The 21,007-nt window shown below is 57.4% G+C and carries 13 protein-coding genes and 2 pseudogenes; 2 read left to right on the forward strand and 13 right to left on the reverse strand.

Annotation, left to right across the window (positions count from 1 at the left end):
• Positions 1–232: 232 nt before the first annotated feature.
• The 7 genes and pseudogenes from thiC to ABC395_RS23415 form a co-directional block, all read right to left on the reverse strand.
• Positions 233–2,009 (reverse strand): annotated as a pseudogene (gene thiC / locus ABC395_RS23385) (phosphomethylpyrimidine synthase ThiC).
• 168 nt (positions 2,010–2,177) lie between these two features.
• The gene (gene thiE / locus ABC395_RS23390; RefSeq protein WP_413006215.1) at positions 2,178–2,858 is read right to left on the reverse strand and encodes a thiamine phosphate synthase; all 681 of its coding nucleotides are present in this window, start codon (positions 2,856–2,858) and stop codon (positions 2,178–2,180) included.
• Positions 2,858–3,772 (reverse strand): bifunctional hydroxymethylpyrimidine kinase/phosphomethylpyrimidine kinase, encoded by a 915-nt coding sequence (gene thiD / locus ABC395_RS23395; RefSeq protein WP_413006216.1) that lies wholly within the window; start codon positions 3,770–3,772, stop codon positions 2,858–2,860. Before thiD ends, thiE begins: the two co-directional genes overlap by 1 nt.
• 177 nt (positions 3,773–3,949) lie before the next feature.
• A complete protein-coding gene (locus ABC395_RS23400) occupies positions 3,950–4,717 on the reverse strand; it encodes a thiazole synthase (RefSeq protein ID WP_413006217.1) in 768 nt (255 codons plus the stop codon).
• Positions 4,718–4,721: 4 nt separating this feature from the next.
• On the reverse strand, positions 4,722–4,925 hold the full coding sequence (gene thiS / locus ABC395_RS23405; RefSeq protein ID WP_413006218.1) for a sulfur carrier protein ThiS: 204 nt from the start codon (positions 4,923–4,925) through the stop codon (positions 4,722–4,724).
• Between the two features lie 81 nt (positions 4,926–5,006).
• Positions 5,007–6,167, reverse strand: a complete 1,161-nt coding sequence (thiO, locus tag ABC395_RS23410) for a glycine oxidase ThiO (protein ID WP_413006219.1) — start codon at positions 6,165–6,167, stop codon at positions 5,007–5,009.
• Positions 6,164–6,820 (reverse strand): thiamine phosphate synthase, encoded by a 657-nt coding sequence (locus tag ABC395_RS23415; protein ID WP_413006220.1) that lies wholly within the window; start codon positions 6,818–6,820, stop codon positions 6,164–6,166. Before ABC395_RS23415 ends, thiO begins: the two co-directional genes overlap by 4 nt.
• Before the next feature lie 668 nt (positions 6,821–7,488).
• On the opposite strand from ABC395_RS23415, the gene ABC395_RS23420 reads away from it, so the two are divergent.
• Positions 7,489–8,058 (forward strand): TraR/DksA C4-type zinc finger protein, encoded by a 570-nt coding sequence (locus ABC395_RS23420; RefSeq protein WP_413006221.1) that lies wholly within the window; start codon positions 7,489–7,491, stop codon positions 8,056–8,058.
• A gap of 117 nt (positions 8,059–8,175) precedes the next feature.
• On the opposite strand, the gene ABC395_RS23425 is transcribed toward ABC395_RS23420, so the two are convergent.
• From ABC395_RS23425 to ABC395_RS23445, 5 genes and pseudogenes are all read right to left on the reverse strand, one after another.
• Positions 8,176–8,658, reverse strand: a complete 483-nt coding sequence (locus tag ABC395_RS23425) for a zinc ribbon domain-containing protein (RefSeq protein ID WP_413006222.1) — start codon at positions 8,656–8,658, stop codon at positions 8,176–8,178.
• Between the two features lie 527 nt (positions 8,659–9,185).
• On the reverse strand, positions 9,186–10,418 hold the full coding sequence (locus ABC395_RS23430; RefSeq protein WP_413006223.1) for a DUF4127 family protein: 1,233 nt from the start codon (positions 10,416–10,418) through the stop codon (positions 9,186–9,188).
• A gap of 61 nt (positions 10,419–10,479) precedes the next feature.
• Positions 10,480–10,833, reverse strand: a pseudogene (locus ABC395_RS23435) (DUF4127 family protein); the annotation flags it as partial.
• Between the two features lie 61 nt (positions 10,834–10,894).
• Positions 10,895–11,587 carry an N-acetylmannosamine-6-phosphate 2-epimerase gene (locus ABC395_RS23440; protein WP_413006224.1) on the reverse strand — a complete coding sequence of 231 codons (693 nt, stop codon included), beginning with the start codon at positions 11,585–11,587 and terminating at the stop codon, positions 10,895–10,897.
• 590 nt (positions 11,588–12,177) lie between these two features.
• Entirely contained in the window at positions 12,178–17,955 is a 5,778-nt protein-coding gene (locus ABC395_RS23445; RefSeq protein WP_413006225.1) for a HAMP domain-containing protein, read from the reverse strand.
• An 877-nt stretch (positions 17,956–18,832) separates the two neighbouring features.
• Here ABC395_RS23445 and ABC395_RS23450 point away from each other — a divergent pair.
• The gene (locus ABC395_RS23450) at positions 18,833–19,780 is read left to right on the forward strand and encodes an ROK family protein (protein ID WP_413006226.1); all 948 of its coding nucleotides are present in this window, start codon (positions 18,833–18,835) and stop codon (positions 19,778–19,780) included.
• A gap of 444 nt (positions 19,781–20,224) precedes the next feature.
• On the opposite strand, the gene ABC395_RS23455 is transcribed toward ABC395_RS23450, so the two are convergent.
• Positions 20,225–20,881, reverse strand: a complete 657-nt coding sequence (locus ABC395_RS23455) for a phosphatase PAP2 family protein (RefSeq protein WP_413006227.1) — start codon at positions 20,879–20,881, stop codon at positions 20,225–20,227.
• Positions 20,882–21,007: the final 126 nt, after the last annotated feature.

The following is a 21,007-nucleotide window of genomic DNA, read 5'->3' on the forward strand; positions in this document are numbered from 1 at the left end:
CTCGGTTTAGTCTGTTTAATCCGCTTGCCTCCGCTTGGACAGGTTACCAAGATTCAGGCGGGATGATCACTCTCACGGAATTTCGACCGCTCCTAACTAAAAAACGTATTCCTCCGTCAAATGGAGGAATACGTTTTTTGGCTTTGCGGCTGAAACCGCTCCACAAGCTTGCCGGGTCCGTCGGGCCGGCTTTTATGCGCGCCGGCTTTTCACGCCCCGACCGAATCTCGGCTTACTTGTAAATTACGCTGCCTTCGCGCCGGAATTCGGCAGCCTTGCCGGCCATCCCCGCTTCAGCCGCTTCCTGTTCGCCGAGGCCGTTCTCCCGGGCATATTCGCGAATGTCCTGCGTGATTCTCATCGAGCAGAATTTCGGGCCGCACATGGAGCAAAAGTGCGCGGTTTTAGCCCCTTCCGCAGGGAGAGTTTCGTCGTGGTACTCCATCGCCCGTTCCGGATCAAGCGAAAGGTTGAACTGGTCGCGCCAGCGGAATTCGAACCGCGCTTTGGATAAGGCGTTATCGCGGTCCTGCGCTCCCGGATGGCCTTTGGCCAGGTCGGCCGCATGCGCGGCGATTTTATAGGCGATTACGCCTTCGCGCACGTCGTTTTTATTCGGCAGGCCCAAGTGTTCCTTCGGCGTTACATAACAGAGCATCGCCGTGCCGAACGAGCCGATCATCGCCGCACCGATAGCGGACGTGATGTGGTCGTAACCCGGAGCGATATCCGTTGTCAGCGGACCGAGGGTGTAGAACGGCGCCTCTTGGCAAACTTCCATCTGCCGGTCTACGTTTTCTTTGATGAGATGCATCGGAACGTGACCCGGGCCCTCGATAATGACCTGGACGTCATGCTTCCAGGCAATCCGCGTCAGCTTCTCCGAGCGTATCCAGTTCGGCGAACTGCGCTTCGTCGTTCGCATCGGCAATCGAACCGGGACGCAGGCCGTCTCCAAGCGAGAACGAAATATCGTAGGCTTTCATAATTTCACAAATATCTTCGAAATGAGTGTAGAGGAAGTTTTCCTTGTGATGCGCCAGGCACCAGGCAGCCATAATCGAGCCTCCGCGGGAGACGATTCCCGTCGTTCTTTGGGCCGTCAAAGGAATATAGCGGAGAAGCACGCCCGCATGAATGGTGAAGTAATCAACGCCTTGTTCCGCCTGTTCAATAAGCGTGTCGCGGTAGATTTCCCACGTCAGTTCCTCAGCCTTGCCTCCCACTTTCTCCAGCGCCTGATAAATCGGCACCGTTCCGATCGGCACCGGTGAATTCCGTACGATCCATTCGCGGGTCGTGTGGATGTTTTTGCCCGTGGACAGGTCCATGACCGTATCGGCTCCCCAGCGGGTCGCCCACGTCATTTTTTCCACCTCTTCCTCAATTGAAGAAGCTACGGCCGAGTTGCCGATGTTCGCATTCACCTTCACCAGGAAATTGCGCCCGATGATCATCGGTTCGCTTTCCGGGTGGTTAATATTCGAAGGAATAACGGCACGGCCCCGGGCCACTTCATCCCGGACAAATTCCGGCGCCACATTCTCGCGGATGGCGATGTACTCCATTTCCGGCGTAACGATCCCTTTGCGCGCATAGTGCATCTGGGTTACGTTACTCCCCGGCTTGGCGCGAAGGGGTTTCCGGCCCAGTCCCGGGAACACTTCCGTATTGGCCAGCGCTTCCTCGCTGCGCAATCCGTTGTCCTCCGGTTTTACGGTGCGGCCTTCGTAAGCTTCGACATCGCCGCGCTCCACAATCCAGCCGTACCGGTTCGCGGGCAAACCCCTGCGGATATCGGTCGCCTCTTCGGTATCCGTGTACAAACCGCTCGTGTCATAAACACGGACCGGGGCATTTTCTTCTTCTCCGAAACGCCCCGAGGACGGGCTCAATTTAATTTCCCTCATCGCTACGCGCACGTCCGGACGAGAGCCCTCTACATAAACTTTGCGGCTTCCCGGAAAAGCGGATACGTTTGGCTCCTGGATTTCTGTACTCTTGGTCATTTTAAAAATCCCTCCCGAACTTTATTGGCTTCTGTTTCAAGTTTTATAGGAATTTATGATTTCAACGGCGGTTTGTTTGGTACACCTGAATGAATGCGTTTTGGATCTCGCTAAAAAAATCACGGTTCCCGGTTAAGCGGCTCCTGATTGCCTAATGCGGACGGCGGCTTATCCCGTAAACAAGCGGGAAAATCTCCGGGCCGCTTCGCGCGGATCGTCGGCGCCGCCGATGGCCGAGATGACGGCCACGCCGTCGGCTCCGGCCGCCAGCACGGCGGCCGCGCCTTCCGGCGTGATGCCGCCGATGCCCGCCAGCGGCAGCGTAATGCCGCCCGCCCGCATGTCGGAAATGATGCCCGGGCCCTGCACGGCACGGGCATCCGGCTTCGTCGCCGTGGCGTACATCGGGCCCGCGCCGATATAGTCGGCGCCGCAGCGGACCGCCTCCCGCGCCTCGGCGGGGTCATGGGCGGATATGCCGAGTATCCGCCCCTTGAATCGTTGGCGCAGTCCGGCCCGGTCCGACTGCGCCAGGTCTTCCTGGCCGACGTGTATTCCGTCGGCCTCCAGCTCTTCCGCCAGGCGGAGGTCGTCGTTCACGATGAACGGGACTCCCGCCTGACGGCAGACGCCGAGGAGCTTCCTGCCGAGCTCCGTCCGTTCTTGGCCCTGCAGGGCGCCGGGGCCTTTCTCCCTGAACTGGAACAGCGTGACGCCGCCTTCTAGGGCCGCCCGCAAAACGGCAGCGGGATCTCTGCCGCCGCAGTTGGGGCTTCCCATCACGAAGTAAACGTTCAACGCTTCCCTAAGATTGCCGGTATAGCGTTCATAGGCAGCTTTTTCGGTCATCAACGCCACCCCTCGCTTTCACCCGCCGCAGCCCGTACCGGTTTAAAGATGCCGCCTGCCCGTGCCGGTCTGTTGTATCCCCAATGATTGGTCGGTCCGTGTCCGGCTCCTATGTTCAGCGGGTTCGCGAGAGCGGCCTGGACAAAGCGTTTGGCGAGAAGCACCGCTTCATCCACCGGAAGATCTGAGGCGAGCCCCGCCGTCAAAGCCGCGGCGAATGTGCAGCCGGTGCCGTGTGTATGCCGCGTCTCTATCCAGGGCGCCGCAAATTCCGTAAAAACGCGGCCGTCGTACAGCAGGTCCAGCGACTGGGCGCGGTCTCCTCCGTGGCCGCCTTTCAGCACGACGTAATCTACGCCCCACGCATGAATTCGGCGGGCGGCTTCCTTGCGGTCCGCTATCGCAGCGATCCGCATTCCCGTCAGCGCTTCCGCCTCCGGGATATTCGGCGTCACGATCCGGGCCAAGGGCAGCAGCAGACTCCTGAGCGCCTGCACGGCATCCTCCTGCAGCAGGCTTGCTCCGCCTTTGGCGATCATGACAGGGTCCACGACCAGATGAGGCCATTTGTAGAAAGACGCGCGGTCCGCTACGGCTTCAATGATTTCCGCACTGAAAAGCATGCCTGTCTTCCAGGCGGCGGGCCCGATATCTCCGGCTACCGCGTCGATTTGAGCCGTCACCATGGAAGGGGCGATCGGCTGCACACCGTGAACACCCCGCGTGTTTTGTGCCGTTACGGCCGTCAAAGCGCTTGTTCCGAATACGCCGAGCTCCTGGAACGTTTTCAGATCGGCCTGTATGCCTGCTCCACCCCCGCTGTCGGAACCGGCGATCGTGGCTGCCGCAGGAACGAGCGGAGCTTGAAGGGAAGGTACGGGCGGACGCTCCTCTTTATCTAAGGACATGTTCATCGAACTGCACCTCCAAATACTTTCAGTTACCGACATAATTCCTTTTTTTCGCATAGGTCTACACGACTATAAAGTTGCAGTTAGCCACACAGTCGCGGCAGGATTTGAAATTCCCGGGACCATTACTTTTTCCGGTGAGGGTTGGTCTGATGCCAATCTCCCGCCCGCACCAATCCGTCAGCCTGCGCTGACTCCCTCCAAAGGACTGCTCGCAGAAGCATAACGCTTGCGGGGGATGCGTCCGGCTTCATATCCGGCTCTGCCCGCTTCCAAGGCCAGCTTCATGGCATACGCCATCCGCACAGGGTCTTCCGCACCGGAAACCGCCGTGTTCAGCAGCACTCCGTCGGCTCCCATTTCCATGGCCAGCGCAGCGTCCGAAGGAGCCCCGATGCCTGCGTCCACGATGACGGGTACACGCGCTTCCTCGATAATGAAGCCGAGATTCAGCGGGTTGATGATCCCCTGTCCCGTACCGATCGGCGAAGCCCCCGGCATGATCGCATGTACGCCCATCTCCTGCAAACGGCGGGCCAGTACAACATCATCCGACGTATACGGCAGGACAAGAAACCCTTCGGCCAGCAGCATTTCGGAAGCTTTCAGCGTTTCGACCGGGTCCGGCAGCAAAGTCTTGTCACAGCCGATCACTTCCACCTTGATCATGTCGCAGAGCCCGGAAGCTTTCGCCAGCTTGGCGATGCGGACCGCTTCTTGGGCCGTTTTGGCTCCTGCCGTATTCGGCAGCAGCTTGAACTTGCTTACGTCCAGCATGGACAAAAAATTCGGCTGTTCCGGGTCATAAATATTCATCCGCCGGACGGCAAAAGTTAAAATTTGCGCTCCGGAAACGTCGACCGCCTTTTTCTGAATCGTGAAATCCGGGAATTTCCCCGTTCCAAGCAACAGCCTTGAGTTGAATTCGTAAGGTCCGATTTTCAGCATATTGTCAGCCTCCTCCTACAAAATGAACGATTTCGATCCGGTCGCCGTCCGCCACCGGGGCATCCGCATGGTCTTCCGCCTGCAAAATATGCCCGTTGGTTTCCACGATAAGCAGATTGCGTTTTAAACCGAGGTGCGAGATCAGTCCTTCTACGGTATGTACCGTTTCAGGCACCGTAATGTCGTCACCGTTTATGCGCAGCTTCATTCGTCAAATGCCTCCTTCACTTGCAAAATGCAGCCTCCGGGCTGCCACATGGAGCCATGCTCCCGGCCAAAGGGGCCTTGCCTACTGCCTTACGGCACCTGCTGCCGCCCTTCTGTCCGGCCTGAACGCTTCCAGCAGCTTGCCCGCGCCCGGCAGAGCTTCTTCGGCAGCGGCGGTTCCGCCCGTAAGCATTGAAGCGGCAAGCACCCCTGTCGCCTGAGACAGTAAAATGCCGTTGCGGTAATGCCCGAGAGCGGCGAAAAGCCCTTGGCAGGCCGTTATTTCGCCGATGTACGGCATCCCGTCGGGCGTCTGGGGACGCAGCCCCGCCCAAGCGCGCTCCCACTCGGCATCCGCGAGCGCCGGGACGAGCCGCTGTGCCTGCGCGGCCAGCGAAAGCAGGCTGCCGAGGCGCGGGCTGCGGTCGAAAGAACCCGGCTGGGCCGTGGCTCCCACGATGATCCGGCCGCCCGGCTTGGGCACGATGTAACAGCCGCCCGAGGCGATTGTCCTCGCGAGAAGGGGCTGCCGCACGGTGACGGAGAAGCATTCCCCCTTCACCGGATACACGGGCAGCTCCACGCCCAAGGGCGCCAGAATCTGGGCGCTCCAGAGCGAGGACGCCAGCATCGCACCGGCGCAGCGGATCTTCCCTTCGCGGGTCTGCACGCCGATCACCCGGCCCGACTCCGTCAAGAGTCCGGTCACTTCGGCGTGCTCCACGATCCGCGCTCCGAGCCGCGCCGCGCCGGCGGCCAGAGCGGCCGACAGCTCCGGCGCCAGCACGTGCCCCTCTTCGGGCAGGTGAAGCGCGCCCCGGAGCTCTTTGCTCAGCTCTGGCTCCAGCCAGCCTGTCTCGCACGAGCTGAGCCATTCCGCGCGGCCGCCGGCCTCCTGGTGGAAACGGGCGTCCGCTTTGAGCGCGGCCGCTTCGGCATCGGTCCAGGCGGCTTTGAGCATCCCCCGGCTTGTGAGGCCGATATCCAGGCCCGTCAGCTCCTTCAGCTCCTCCGCCAAAGCGGGGAACATATCCCGGCTCCGGCGGGCAAAATCAAACATCGGCCCCGCTTCGTGCATTTCGGATTGGGCCCCGAGCATCCCCGCTGCAGCGCCTGACGCCTGGCCGGCAATACGCTCTTTTTCCAGCAGAGTCACACGGACTCCCCGCTTCGCCAGCTGGTAGGCGATCGAGCAGCCGATAACGCCTCCTCCGATCACGACAATATCCGTATCCCGATTCATCCCAGTTCTCCTCCTGTTTTCTCCCGCTGACGGGCAAAATCCAGTTCATGCCGGTAACGTTTCGCAGCTTCCGCGGGATTCTCCGCTTCCCATATGCCGCTCATGACCGCCACCCCCGCCGCTCCCGCACGCATCACCTCGGCGCAGTTCCCGGGATGGATTCCTCCGATCGCGATAACCGGAAGGCCTGCGCAAGCCAGCACCGTCTCCCTGAGAGCCTCCGTGCCGCGCGGGGCCGCACCGGGTTTGGAGCCCGTGGCGAATATATGGCCGAATAGCACATAATCGGCCCCTTCCCCCGCGGCGCTGCCGGCTTCCCCGGGCCCGTGAACGGAGACGCCGACTCGCAGGCCGGGAAATCCCTTTTTCACGGCGGAGGCGGGCAGGCCGCTTCCCGGAAGCTGCACGCCTCCCGCTCCCGACAACGAGGCCGCATCGGCCCGGTCGTTGACGACAAGTTTTCCCGGCGGAACCCCGCAGGCGGACAGTCCCGCGAGCAGCGTCCACAGTTCCCGCGGAGAGCATGTTTTTTCACGCACATGAATGGCCGTTACATAAGGATGGATAGCGGAGGCGATCCGTATAAGCACTTCCGGCTTCTGCCTTCCGGTCGAGATGGCGTGAAGCTCCGGTCCGTGGGGATAGGGGGTCATCTCGGTTGTCTCCTTTCGCTTTATGTTCGGGCTAACTTATATCCTCGATGAGTATGGCCTCCCCTGCAGGGAAGACGCACTAGACGCAAAAAAACCACTTTCCGCAGAAAGTGGTTTCCCGTATGCCGCTGCACACGCGAGCCTGAACGCCCTTCCACCTTTTGGCGGAAACGGCCGGAACCGCTTTGCCTCATCCGGTCTTTGCCGCGTCTACGGCCGCCGGGCGGTCGTAAGTCGGCAAGATTTCCGGAACAACCGGCAGAGCCTCAGACTTGCAGTGAACTAAAAAAGACCGGACGGAATATACCGTGCGGCCTTGGTCGGCAGGGTTATTCTCTCTACGCTGGCATTACCCAGATCAGATACGGTTAGTGACATTCGCGGTCACACTCTCAGCCGGACTTCATCCAGCTCCCGAAACATATAAGGTTATCTTTACCTTACCCTATCCATTTTCCAAATACAAGCTAATTTTTCTCTTAAAAACCGGGACGAACCGAAATCCTCTTCTTCCGGCAAGCTTCTTCCGGCCGCTTCCGTAAGTTCCCATCCTCCTCTTTTGCGTCAAAGAAAGGGGTCTTCGGGTAATAAAAAAATACGATCGGGCGGTGTTCATCTTATCAAGGGAAACCGGCCCATATACCGTATCCGAAGGGGAGGAATGTCCGATGGCAGTGCTGACCGAAGAAGAAAGAAACAAGCTGGAGCAGCGGCTTTACAAGGAAAAAAGCGAACTGGAGCACGTGCTTGAGTCCGACCGGGAAGAGGACTCCCTGAGAGACTCTACCGGAGAACTGTCCTCATACGACAATCACCCTGCCGACATCGCAACCGAAGCGTTCGAACGAGGCCGGGACCAGGCGGTGGATGAAAATATGGAACAGCAGCTTACAGACGTTAAACATGCGATCGGCCGGCTTGAATCCGGTTCTTACGGCGTATGCGAAGTTTGCAAGGAGCCGATTCCGTTCGAGCGGCTGGAGGCTATTCCTTGGGCTTCTACCTGTGTTGAACACTCGCAGGCACGAGCGGAAGGAGATCCCGTAGACCGGCCGGTGGAAGAAGAAATTCTCCAACCGATTCTGGAGTCTCCGAACGATGACGATACGGGCCGTGCCGAAATCGACGACGTGGACGCCTGGAAAACGGTAGAAGAATACGGCAACAGCTCCGACACCCGCAGGACGGGAAATGCTCAGCCGAAAGAACCCGCGGACGATTGCGAAGACGATAAGTAAACGAGCATAAAAAAAGGATGAGGCATTCGTCAAGAATCCCTTCATCCTTTTTGGCATGTCGCCTGTATCGTCTTTAACGTGTGGCATGTGTAACGCCCGCCGCAGGTTGGCGGCAGCCTAGCTTTCTTCTTCCGTCAGCCGGTATCCGCAGGTTGTGCAGAACTGCATGCCGGGTTCGATGTCTTCTTTGCACTGGGGGCAGAAAGGCTTCAATTCCATAATCGCCGTAAAATCCGCCTGCTCCTGAATCGGTTCGAATTTCCGCCCGCAGTTCGGGCAAAACCGGGTATCCACCGCGACCACGTGTCCGCATTCGCACGATTTCTCATCGTACAGACTGTAGATCCGGTCCTGCATCGCCTTGATTTCATCTTCGATAGCCTGGAGCTCAGCCGTTACGGCCGCGACCTGCGTCTCCGGATAAGGCTGCTTCTTCTTGCCCGCTTCGTAGACGAATTCGCCGATCTGCGTATACAGTTTCTGCATATCTCTCTGCTTAGCCGCAATTTGCAGCTTCAACCGGTTAACTTCGATCGTCTGCTGCGCTTTTTTCCCCGCTTCGGCTGCGCCCTGTTTAATCTTTCCGATAAATCCGGACATAGGGTACCTCCTTGATGTTAAGATTGCATGGGCACAATCTGACTTTTTTAATACCCCCATTATACCCGTTTCCCGCTGGATGCGCGAATTTCGGCCTCGTTACAGTGTATGGGCCCGTTCCGGAAAAAAGGACACCGATTCCGCTTTGCCCCGTAATTTAAAAAATTCCGTGAAATATCCGGGTTCGATTAGCGGCAGCTTGAAGGTCGAAACCGGGCTGATAGTCAGGGCAGGCCGTCGGCCGGAGGACGGACAGACTGTGTACGCGGATGAGCCGATTTCTCGAAAACGAAGCCGTCGCCCGTACCCTCGGCTAAGCTCATGGTGCCCTCTCCCGCTTTCCCTTCGCACCCTTTGCACCCGCGCTGCTCAAAGCATGCGTGTTTCGCTGTATGACGGCGGTCAATCGATCTGTACAAAAAAGCGCCCCGGCCTCTAAGGCCGAGACGCTTGCCGCATCCTCCGATCCGCTGCTCGAATCCTAGAGCGACACAGAAAATTTTTGCAAAAAACAAGCCCGGTCCCCGTCAGCTCTCGGCGGTCGCTTTACTTTCGCGGGACGGATCAGAGCTGCTGTCCCCCGCCAGCCGCAGATCAAAACCGACCTCGAACATCCGGTTCCACGGCAGATGAACGTTGGTGAGCTCGATCCGCCCGGGCGTCAGCCCGGCGAGGCGCTCGTCGACAAACGAGCGGAGTTTCTCCGCGATGACGGCTTCGATTTCCGGCTGCTTGCCCGCCAGCCCGAAATACCCCGCTCCGAACGCCGGTAGCACGTTCGCCGTCACATCCTTGCGGATGAGGGCCTGATACCCCCAGTCTTCTACCAGCCGGTAGAAGTAGAAGGCCCTGCTGCTCCGCTTCCGGGCTTCGCTCCGCAGGCGCTCCGCCGGCGCCTCGTCAGCGCCGGTGCCGCCGGCGGCTTCCCGCGCGCCCGCGTAGTACGCCTCGATGACGGCGTGCGCGATCACGGTGCCCAGCGTATTGCCGGAGGTGTTCCACCCGGCATACGCGGCCAGCCCCTCAAGCTGCCCCTGACGGGCAAGCAGCTTGAGCAGCACGGTGTCGCCGCCGTTGCAGACCGCCACGTCGGCCAGGGCTACGGTCCGCCCTTCTCCGAGATACACGCGCATCGCCTGGGCGAACTCGCGCAAATTCACCTCGGAGAAGTAGGACCGGTGCCGCCGGCTCCACGCCTGCGACGTCTCCGCCATGTCCGATTCGCCGACGGGCGGCGAATTGACCATCAGCACGGCGTCGGCTCCCTGCGAGCTGTCCGCCATAAAAGCACCTGCACTCGTCAGGTGCGCCTTGATGCTCTCGTTCAGGCTGCGGTCCTCGTACTTCGGAATGCAGAAAGGCCCCCTCGTGGAGGAATAGCGGACAAACAGCTTCGGAAGATATCCTTTGCTCTCGCAGAAAATCCGGGCAAACAGCGTACAGCCGATTTCGTCCGCCCCCGGGTATATCGCAACGCGGTCCGTCAGGTCCAGCTCTTCCGAGAGAACCGCGAGCGCTCTCTGCTCCAGCGGGGAGAAGCCGTACTGGGAATTATCGTCGAGCGGGATGATCAAATAATCGATAATGCCTTCCTCCGCGAGCTCCAGCGCCGTCCGGTTGACGAAAGCGTTGATTTCGCGCCGTCCGGTGAAATCCTCCAGCACATCCTTCGGAACTTTGCCCAGAATATCGGCGAAAATCAGCTCTTCTTCGTCCGTCAGCGCTTCCTGCTCCTTCTTGTCCGTATACCAGCCGTACAAGAACAGTCTCGCGTCCGTAATCCGCGTAATAATCCGGCTCCTCTTCGCTGCTGGAATAGGCAGGCACCCTCATAATCAGGTTAAAAGCGTGAATGCGCAGGTCCGGCTTATTCCTTTTGAGTTCACGCAGCACTTCAAGGCGCTTAAGCGCATCCTCACGGGCCAAATAGTGCAGCCGGGAAGGTACGATCCCTCCGTAAACGAGCATATCCAGCGACACCAGGGCATAGTCCGCTGCTTCCGATTCCCGGATCAGCCAGTTTTTAAGCGCCTCCGTATCCCCCGGTGTTTTCTTGCGGCCCAGAATGGACACGGGCGGAGCGGAAAGTTCCAAATCGGTCATCTCGGCCAGGCGTTTCGGATAGTCCAGATTACACGGCCGCTCATCGAGCGGTACAAATACGATTTTCGTCATCCTATTGATCTCCCCTGATCAGAAAAAGTGATAATTGCGGCAATCGTCCTGCTGAACCGGTCTAAACGTGTATACGCACGAAGTCGACAAAACGTTTTGTAATCTGCTGAGGTCTTGTGATAGCGCCTCCAATAACGACGGTATGCGCTCCGCTGCGGAAGCATTCGATCGCTTCTTCCCTTGTATGGATCCGCCCTTCGGCGAACACCGGAATGTGTGCCTGTGCGGCCAGTTCGCGGATCAGCTCGAAATCCGGGCCCTCCTGCTGCGGGCTGTACGGCGTGTACCCCGACATCGTCGTAGACAGGATATCGAAACCGATTTCCTGCGCATGGAGCCCTTCTTCAACGGTGGAGATATCCGCCATGAGAAGCGCACCGGCCCGTTTTTTGATCCCCGACACGATGTCTTTCAGCGTCTCCCCTTTGGGCCGCGGCCTCATCGTCGCATCCAGCGCGATGATATCCGCCCCAGCCCGCCAAACGGCCTCCACTTCTTCCAAGGTAGGCGTAATATATACGTCGCTGCCTTCATAGTCACGCTTCCAGAGCCCGACAAGCGGCAGTTTTACGCTCGATTTAATCGCGGCGATATCGACCGGCGTATTGGCTCTTATGCCGACTGCTCCCCCGCCCTCCGCGGCCAGCGCCATCCTGACCATCATTTCGCTTCCGAACAAAGGTTCATCCGGCAATGCCTGGCAGGATACGATAACTCCTCCCTTGACTGCTTCCAACAGGCTGTGTTTTTCCATAGCTGTACCTCCGTTAGTTATAAGACCGTCCGGCACCGCTGCCGGCATTTATAAGAAACCCCGTCACTTCATTATATGAATTATTTATCCGTAATTCAACTTAATTTTGGAGAAATTTTTCTTTATACTTTGAAAATTCACCTGGTTCATCTCACCGTCTGCAACAAGACTTTGGACCTTACATTTCTGATGCGCCTACTTTTATAGACACATATTTCCAACAAAAAGTTACATAATCCGCAGTTTTTTGACTTTTTCTACTTGAGAGAAGCGGGCAAAATCTAAGCGCGTTAAAACTGCCGATGCTATCAACCCTGTACGGTCTTACGGCGGTCTTACGGCGGTCTTTTAGAGGCTCTCGGCAGCGGTGCCGTTTGGTTTTTACTCGACTCTACCGAAGCTCCCGGTCACCGTCAGTCGGCTGATAATGCCTGACAGTTGGCCCCTGCTCGACTGCTCGATACGCTCAGGCTCCAAACGGACGCACATCTTCATCCGTGCACCTGCCATCTCCCGAAACCCCGGCAAATAAAAAAAGCCCTGTGCTTACGCACAAGGCTTAAAACAGCTATTTTTGACGTTTACTGACATTACTGCCCTTTCATCCATCCGAAAGGCTCGGAACCCGGAAGCTCGGCCGGACTCGGCTGCAGCCCGTCCTGGGCCAGGAACCAGTCCCGCAGCATTGCGAGAAGCTGAGCGCTGTTCACCGGCTTGGTGATGTAATCCGAGGCTCCCGCCTCCAGACACTGTTCGCGGTCCCCTTTCATCGCTTTCGCCGTGAGCGCAATGATCGGCAGGTCTTGGAACTGAGGTCTGCGGCGGATTTCCCGCATCGTTTCGTATCCGTCCATAACCGGCATCATAATATCCATCAGAACGATATTAATGTCCGGCATTTGCTCAAGAATCTCGATGGCGTCGTGTCCGTTCTCGGCGGAAATAACCTTCATGTTCTGGCGTTCCAGAATGGTCGTCAGAGCGAAAATGTTGCGGATATCGTCGTCGACGATGAGCACCTTTTTCGAATCGATCATTTCGTTGGACTGGTGCTTTTTAATCAGAATATCTCTCTGGCTGTCATTGAGGTTTTCCAGCTTGCGGTGAAGGAACAACATCGTTTCGTCCACAATCTGAATCGGCGACTTCACTTCCTTGATGACTGCGATGGAACGCAGCTCCTCCAGGTCGTCCTCTTCCTCTTTGGTCAGCTTCTCGGTCCGGTTGATCAGAACCGGCTTATATTTGTTTTTGGCGTTCTTCTGCATCTCTCTCACGAACTGGGCCGGGCCCATGTCCGGCAGGTCCGTATCGACGAGCACGCAGTCGAAGTCCTTGGTTTTCAGCTGATTCAGCGCCTTGCGGCCGGTATCGGTCGCGCTGACCTTAATGTCGCTGTTCTTCACGAGATCCACCGTCTGTCTGCGGCGCTCCGAATCGGACATCCCGACCAGAAGCTGCTGGAACGGTTTGCTGCCGAAATCATTCAGCTTGTCTATCGCGTTCTCCAGATCTTCGTTCTTGATCGGCTTGCAGAGGAAGTCGAACACGCCTTTCTGCAGAAGCTCGGTCGCGTCGTCTTCGATCGTCATTACCGTTACCGGGATATGACGCAGCTCAATGTCGTCCTTCAGCTGATCCAGAACGGAGGACCCGTTCATATCTTCCAGACGCAGATCAAGCGTAATGGCAACCGGCTTGTACCTCTTGGCGAGAGCGACCGCCTTGTTGCCTTTTGGCGTGATAATGGCTTTCAAGCCTTTTCTGTGAAGCATATCCAGCAGAATCTCATTGAATTTCATGTCGTCTTCCACGATCAGGAACACACGGTCGCCCGCTTCAATGTTCGCACGGTCATCTACGAGCTGTGTCGTATCGAACCGGTCGTACTCGTACTTCTTAGGCTGCGGCGCCGGTACGTCGATCACTTCAGGCACATAAGCGGCGGCCGCTTCCAGCATGGCCGGATCGAGATCGACCGGCAGGAAGAGCGTAAAGGTGCTGCCGACGTTCACTACGCTGAACAGCGTGATTTCGCCGCCGAGCATGCCCGCGATTTCGCGGGAAATCGCAAGACCGAGGCCCGTTCCGCCGTATTCGCGGTTCGTGCTGCCGTCCGCCTGCTGGAACGCTTCGAAAATAATCTGCTGCTTGTCCTCGGAGATGCCGATTCCGGTATCTCCGACGGAGAAGGCCAGCACCATTCGGGCGCGGTTCAGCGATTCGTTGTCCTGGCTCCAGCCGCTGTTCGCCCGGCGCATAAGGAGAACGACTTCACCCTTCTCGGTAAACTTGAAGGCGTTGGAAAGCAGATTTTTCAAAATCTGCTGCAGCCGCTTGGAATCGGAAATAATGGATTCCGGCAGTGCTTTTTCCTGCTTGATTTTGAAATCGATTTTCTTATCCTGAGCAATATGACGGAAAGTCCGCTCCATATTGTCGGTAATTTCGGTAAGCTTGATTTCGGTGAAGTCCGGCGTAATAGTGCCGGATTCGATTTTGCTCAAATCGAGAATGTCGTTAATCAAGTTGAGCAGATCAAGACCCGAATCATGGATCGTACGGGCGAATTTCACCTGATCGTCGGTCAGGTTATGGTCCGGATTCTCGGAAACCTGCTCGGCCAGCAGAAGCAGGCTGTTCAGCGGTGTCCGCAGCTCATGGGACATGTTCGCCAGGAACTCCGATTTATACCGGGACGTCAGCGCAAGCTGCTCCGCCTTCTCTTCGAGGAATCGTTTCGCCTGCTCGACCTCGTTGTTCTTGCTTTCGACTTCCGCTTTCTGAATAACGAGCAGCTTCGCTTTGTCTTCCAGCTCGTCGTTCGTGTTCTGGAGCTCCTCCTGCTGCTTCTTAAGCTCTTCCGCAAGGGACTGCGACTGGGACAGCAGCTCTTCGGTTCTCATGTTGGCCTGCATCGTATTCAGCACGATTCCGATACTCTCGGTCAACTGGTCGAGGAACGCAATGTCGATCTCCGTGAAGCGGCGGAAGGAAGCCAGCTCCATTACGGCGAGCACCTGATCCTCGAACATGATCGGCAGAAGCACGATGTTAAGCGGTGCGGCTTCGCCGAGTCCCGAGCCGATAACCACATAATCCTCCGGCACGTTCGTCAGCAGAATCCGCTGCTTCTCGATGAGACATTGGCCGACCAGACCCTCGCCCAGACGGAATTCGTTGGACAAGTGCTTGCGCTGCTGGTAAGCATAGCTGGAGAACATGCGGAGCACCTGCTCCTCGCCGTTCGCTTCGTTCATGTAGAACACGCCATGCTGCATGGAAACGAGCGGAGCCAGCTCCGACATGATCATGCGGCACACTTCGTACAGGTCGCGCTGACCTTGCAGAAGGCGGCTGAACCGGGCCAGGTTGGTTTTGAGCCAATCCTGCTCGGTATTGATCCGCGTCGTTTCCTTAAGATTGCGGATCATCTCGTTGATGTTATCTTTGAGGGTTCCGACTTCGCCCGCCGCGATAACATCGATAGTCCGCGACAAGTCGCCCTTCGTCACCGCGGTCGCGACGTTTGTAATCTGGCGTACCTGAGTCGTCAGCGTAGACGCCATGTAGTTAACGTTATCCGTCAAGTCACGCCACGTACCGGCGGCCCCCGGCACATGCGCCTGACCGCCCAGCTTACCTTCGGCCCCTACCTCGCGGGCCACGGTCGTAACCTGGTCGGCGAACGTATCGAGCGTGTCGATCATGTTATTGATCGTTTCGCTCAGATCATAAATCTCGCCCGCCGCGTCCACCATCAGCTTCTGCTTCAGGTTACCGTTGGCGACGGCCGTCACGACCTTCGCGATGCCGCGCACCTGGTTCGTCAGGTTGGTCGCCATGATATTAACGTTGTCGGTCAAATCTTTCCAGATTCCGCCGACCCCGTTCACATGCGCCTGTCCGCCCAGCTTGCCGTCCGTTCCTACTTCGCGGGCTACACGGGTAACCTCCGAAGCGAAGGAACTGAGCTGATCCACCATCGTGTTGATCGTTTCTTTGAGCTCCAGGAGTTCGCCTTTAACGTCGATCGTGATCTTCTTCGACAAATCACCGTTGGCGACGGCTGTCGTAACGGCCGCGATATTCCGCACCTGGCTGGTCAAGTTGCCGGTCATATAGTTCACCGTGTCGGTAAGATCCTTCCACGTGCCGGAAACCCCTTTTACATCCGCCTGGCCGCCCAGCTTGCCTTCCGTTCCGACCTCGCGCGCCACACGCGTCACCTCGGAAGCGAAGTTGCTGAGCTGATCCACCATCGTGTTGATCGTGCTTTTCAGCTGCAGCATCTCGCCTTTAACGTCAACGGTAATCTTGCGGGACAAGTCGCCCTTCGCGACCGCCGTCGTTACATCGGCGATGTTCCGCACCTGGTCGGTCAGGTTGCTCGCCATGTCGTTTACGCTCTCCGTCAGGTCTTTCCACGTACCGGCAACGCCCTTAACCTGGGCTTGTCCGCCAAGGCGCCCGTCCGTTCCTACTTCACGCGCCACACGGGTAACCTCGGACGCGAACGTGCTGAGCTGATCCACCATCGTGTTGATCGTGTTTTTCAGCTCCAGAATCTCGCCCTGTACGTCCTCCGTGATCTTCTTGGAAAGATCCCCGTTCGCGACGGCCGTCGTGACGACCGCGATGTTACGCACCTGGTTCGTCAGGTTGCTCGCCATGTCGTTTACGCTCTCCGTCAGGTCCTTCCACGTTCCGGACACGCCTTTGACGTTCGCTTGACCGCCCAGCTTCCCTTCCGTTCCTACCTCGCGCGCCACACGGGTAACTTCGGACGCGAACGTGCTGAGCTGGTCCACCATCGTGTTGATCGTGTTCTTCAGCTCCAGAATCTCGCCGGTCGCGTTTACCGTGATCTGCTTGGACAAGTCGCCCTTCGCGACGGCAGTCGTGACTTCCGCAATGTTGCGAACCTGATCGGTCAGCGTGCTCGCCATATAGTTAACGCTGTCGGTCAAATCTTTCCAGGTTCCGGACACGCCTTTAACGTCGGCCCGGCCGCCCAGCTTGCCGTCGTTACTAACCTCGCGGGCTACGCGGGTAACCTCGGAAGCGAACGTGCTGAGCTGATCCACCATCGTGTTGATCGTGCTTTTCAACTGCAAAATCTCGCCCTTGGCGTCAACCGCGATTTTCTTGGACAGATCACCGGTCGCAACCGCCGTCGTTACCTCGGCGATGTTCCGCACCTGATTCGTCAGGTTGGTCGCCATGTAGTTAACGCTTTCCGTCAGGTCGCGCCATGTGCCCGATACGCCTTTTACGTCGGCCTGGCCGCCCAGTATCCCTTCCGTTCCTACCTCGCGCGCCACACGCGTAACTTCGGAACCGAACGTGCTGAGCTGATCCACCATCGTGTTGATCGTGTTCTTCAGCTCCAGAATCTCGCCCTGTGCTTCTTCCGTAATCTTCTTGCCCAAATCCCCGTTCGCAACGGCCGTCGTGACGACTGCGATGTTACGCACCTGGTTCGTCAGGTTGCTCGCCATATCGTTAACGCTCTCCGTCAGGTCATACCAAGTGCCCGACACACCCTTAACGTCGGCCTGTCCGCCCAGCTTGCCTTCCGTTCCTACTTCCCGGGCTACACGGGTAACCTCGGAAGCAAACGTACTAAGCTGGTCCACCATCGTGTTGATCGTATTCTTGAGCTCCAGGAACTCGCCCTTCGCGTTGACGGTAATCTTGCGGGACAGATCGCCCTTCGCGACCGCCGTCGTCACATCCGCAATGTTCCGGACCTGGTCCGTCAGATTGCTCGCCATGTTGTTGACGCTCTCCGTCAAATCGCGCCACGTACCGGATACGTCCGTCACTTCGGCCTGACCGCCCAAGATGCCTTCCGTTCCTACCTCCCGCGCCACGCGCGTAACTTCGGCCGCAAACGTCCCGAGCTGACTGACCATGCGGTTAATATTGTTGGCGGTGCGCAAAAATTCGCCCGTAAGAGCGCGCCCTTCAAACTCCAGCTCCACTTTCTGCGAAAGATCGCCCTGGGCCACGGCGTTAATCACCCGTACCATCTCGCTCGTAGGCTGAATCAGATCGCTGATCAGATTGTTCAGGGAATCGTTGAACGCGTTCCAGCTTCCGCCGTTGCTCCGGCACATAAAGCGGCGGTTCGTATTGCCTTCCTTGCCGACCACACGCTCGACCGTTTGCACTTCCTGCACCACGTGCTCCTGCATATCGAGGATATCGTTCAGCGTGTCGGCGATTTTACCCGGCATTCCGTTCAGATCATAGGGCATACGCACCGAAAAGTCGCCCTTCTTAAAAGCCAGCAACACCTGAAGCAACTGTTTTTCGTCCAAAACATCTAAGGAATCATTGGATCTCTGGTCTTGTTCCGACATACGGCTTTTCCTCCGAGTTTGTATATATAGAAAAAATGAATCGAAAATTTTGAATTATGTCAACTTTAATAGTAGTGTTTCTACAAACCGAATACAATAGCAAGTAGAGGAAATTGATAGACTTTTTCGCAAGCATGAACCTTCTTCGCCGAAGCCCGGACCCTGCTGCGTTACCGCTTACATATCGCCGGTTTATCCCCCTTTTCCGCTCAAGTGACAGAATTATTTCCCTTTGGCCTTACACGTCCTTTGTAGATACGTACCCTTGTCCAGATAGTTTCTGTTTGTAAAAAAATTGTCACAACAACAATTCCCTGTAAAAGAATTTCGAAATATTTTTCGACATTAAGGCACGCTGATGCGCTTTTATACCCGCTTCTTTTAAACTTGAAACAGGGTTTTTCGTCTTTTTGAAAAAAGTTTTTCCGGGTTTTATAAAAACCGCGCGGGGTCCGGAAAACAGGCTGAAATACCGGGTATCAAATGCGGTTTATAACCATGTTCAAAGCAGCGTGCACGGATAAAGGGTAAAAGCGGCCCCTCTTTTCTATTAAAGATGGAAGCCGCCTGCGCAGAAAAATAGAAAGCTCACGTGAAAAGTGGATAAAGCGTAGTCCCTCTCGGCCGGATAATGGTTGACCACCGTCATGTGACGCGAGCACCGCGCGTATTCGTTAACCAGGAGAGGAAGTGTAATTTCGCGGGAGAGTTTTACAGGTTGAAGGCGCCTTGCCGGCTGTACCGATTATGGACCGACTGCCGTTTTTTCGTTTACAGGGCAGCATGTATCTCCTATAATAAAGGAGTAAAAATTCTTTCAGACTATTAATTAAGGAAAATTAATTCTTCCAAAATAACGAAGCGGGGGAAAAGGTTCATGTCTTCTTACGCAGCGATCGGTATCGACATTGGGGGCACCCACATTAAAAGCGGCCTCATCCTTCCCGACGGGAAAGTGCTCGCCTCCCGCAAAACCGAGACGGAAGCATCCGCCGGGAAAGCCGGTCTCATGGCTAAGCTTGCCGTACTTATGCAAACGTATTCAGAAGAGGCGGCTGCCGCAGGCGTAAAGCTGGCCGGAACCGGAATCGGCAGCGCCGGCTACATCAACCGCGAAGGAACCGTAGCTTTCGCGACCGATAACTTGCCCGGCTGGAGCGGAACGACGCTGCGCGCGGACATCGAGAAGCTTTCCGGCCTGCCCGCAGCTGTCGACAACGATGTCAACGTCATCGCCCTCGGCGAGCAGTGGCTTGGCGCGGGCCGGGGCTGGGACACGTTCCTGTGCGTAGCGCTGGGCACGGGGGTCGGCGGCTGCTACATCCGTGAGGGCAGCCCCCTGTACGGGCGTGACGGCTTCGCGGGAGCCTACGGCCATATGGTCGTCGCTTTCGGCGGCGAGCCGTGCACGTGCGGCCACCGCGGCTGCTGGGAGCAGTACGCGTCGGTGACCGCGCTGAAGCGCCTCATCCGCGAACGGGGCGGCGAGACGCTGGAAGAAGCGTCTCCGCCTGAGCTGTTCGCGCGCGCCCGCGCCGGGGACGAGACCGCGATGGCCATCGTGCGGCTGTACGCCGAGTACGTCGCCACGGGGCTCAGCGGTCTCATCCACGCGTTCAACCCGCCCGCCATCGTCGTGGGCGGGGCCGTCACCGAACAGGGAGACTTCCTGTTCGATCTGATCCGCCGGCATGTCCTGGACATGACCATGCCGGCTTACACGGCGGCGCCGGTCCCGATCGTGCCGGCCGAGCTCGGCGGCACGGCAGGCATGTTCGGCGCCGCGAAGCTGCTGTTCGACCGCCTGAAGGCCGAACAGCCCTAAAGCAAAAGCCCTTCGCTCGGTGCGAAGGGCTTTTGCTTGTATGCGCCTGCGGCGCGGGACCGCGCGGTCGCCGTGCCGCCGGTCCTGCCAGCCGCAGGGCCAGTGCCCGTTCGGCTCATGCTGCTCCGCCAGTCCTGCACGGATTGCAGCGTCGCCGCTATATCGGCGCAAACACGTATGCCAGAGCCATGAGGCAGGAGCGATTTCCGCGGTTCACCCCGCAATGCTGAAATCCTCGCTAATACCGGGCCGCTCCCTGAGTCTTGGCACGGACTTACACGGACTCGTACTACCCGGCTGCGCCGCTATTGCGCAAATCCGGTTCCTTCGGACTCGCCCGACAGGGCAGCGGGTTTAACGGTTTGGGAACGGCCGAAAGAAGGCGGACCTTCAACATATTTGTATAAAGCTTTACTCCGAATCCGCCGCCTCCCGGCCTTCCGGCTATCTTACGGCGTACCGCCGCTTGTTCCGGTAGCTCCGGTACGTCCAGATGCAGACGGCCAGCCAGAAACCGCTGGCCAGATAGCCTCCCAGCACGTCGCTCGGATAATGCACGCCGAGGTAGATGCGGGCGAGTCCCATTGCCGCAATCATTGCGGACGCCAGCACGATGAGAACGGTTCTTCCCGCCGTGCCGGAGATATGCTTCCAAAGCAAATAAACCAGGATGCCGTACAAGGCGACCACGGCCATGGAATGGCCGCTCGGGAAGCTGAATCCGGCCTCTTCCATAATAATTTTGATGGTCGGGCGTTCCCGCTGGAAGATCTTTTTGAGAATCGTATTCAAAATGGCGGAACCGCCGATAGCGGCGATCAGCAGAATGACTTCCGACCGGTGCTTCAGCACGAAGTATAAATACAGAGCGGCGGCGATCGTAATAAACGGGACGACGGCCGAGGAACCGATTTCGGACAGCAGAGCGGCCGCCGCGGTTAAGCCCGGACTTTCCGCCCCCTGCACGAACGAAATGATCGTCTCGTCGAAGGAGGCAACCTGCTGGCGGCTGACCAGCAGCGCCACCATGCCGAAACATAGGGCAAGTAAAAGACAAACGAGAAAAGAATGGGTCAGCAAAACGTTTAATTTCCTATTCATTGCGATAAAAAGTCTTCCTTTCTTCACTTAATTCCTGGTCCTGAACAAAGAGATCGGGAACAGCCTGATCATACCATATTTTAATAATTTGTTAAAAAAACGCCCTCCGAAAGCAAAAGGAGCTTT

Source organism: Paenibacillus canaveralius (genome assembly GCF_047238265.1).
Lineage (GTDB): Bacteria > Bacillota > Bacilli > Paenibacillales > NBRC-103111 > Paenibacillus_F.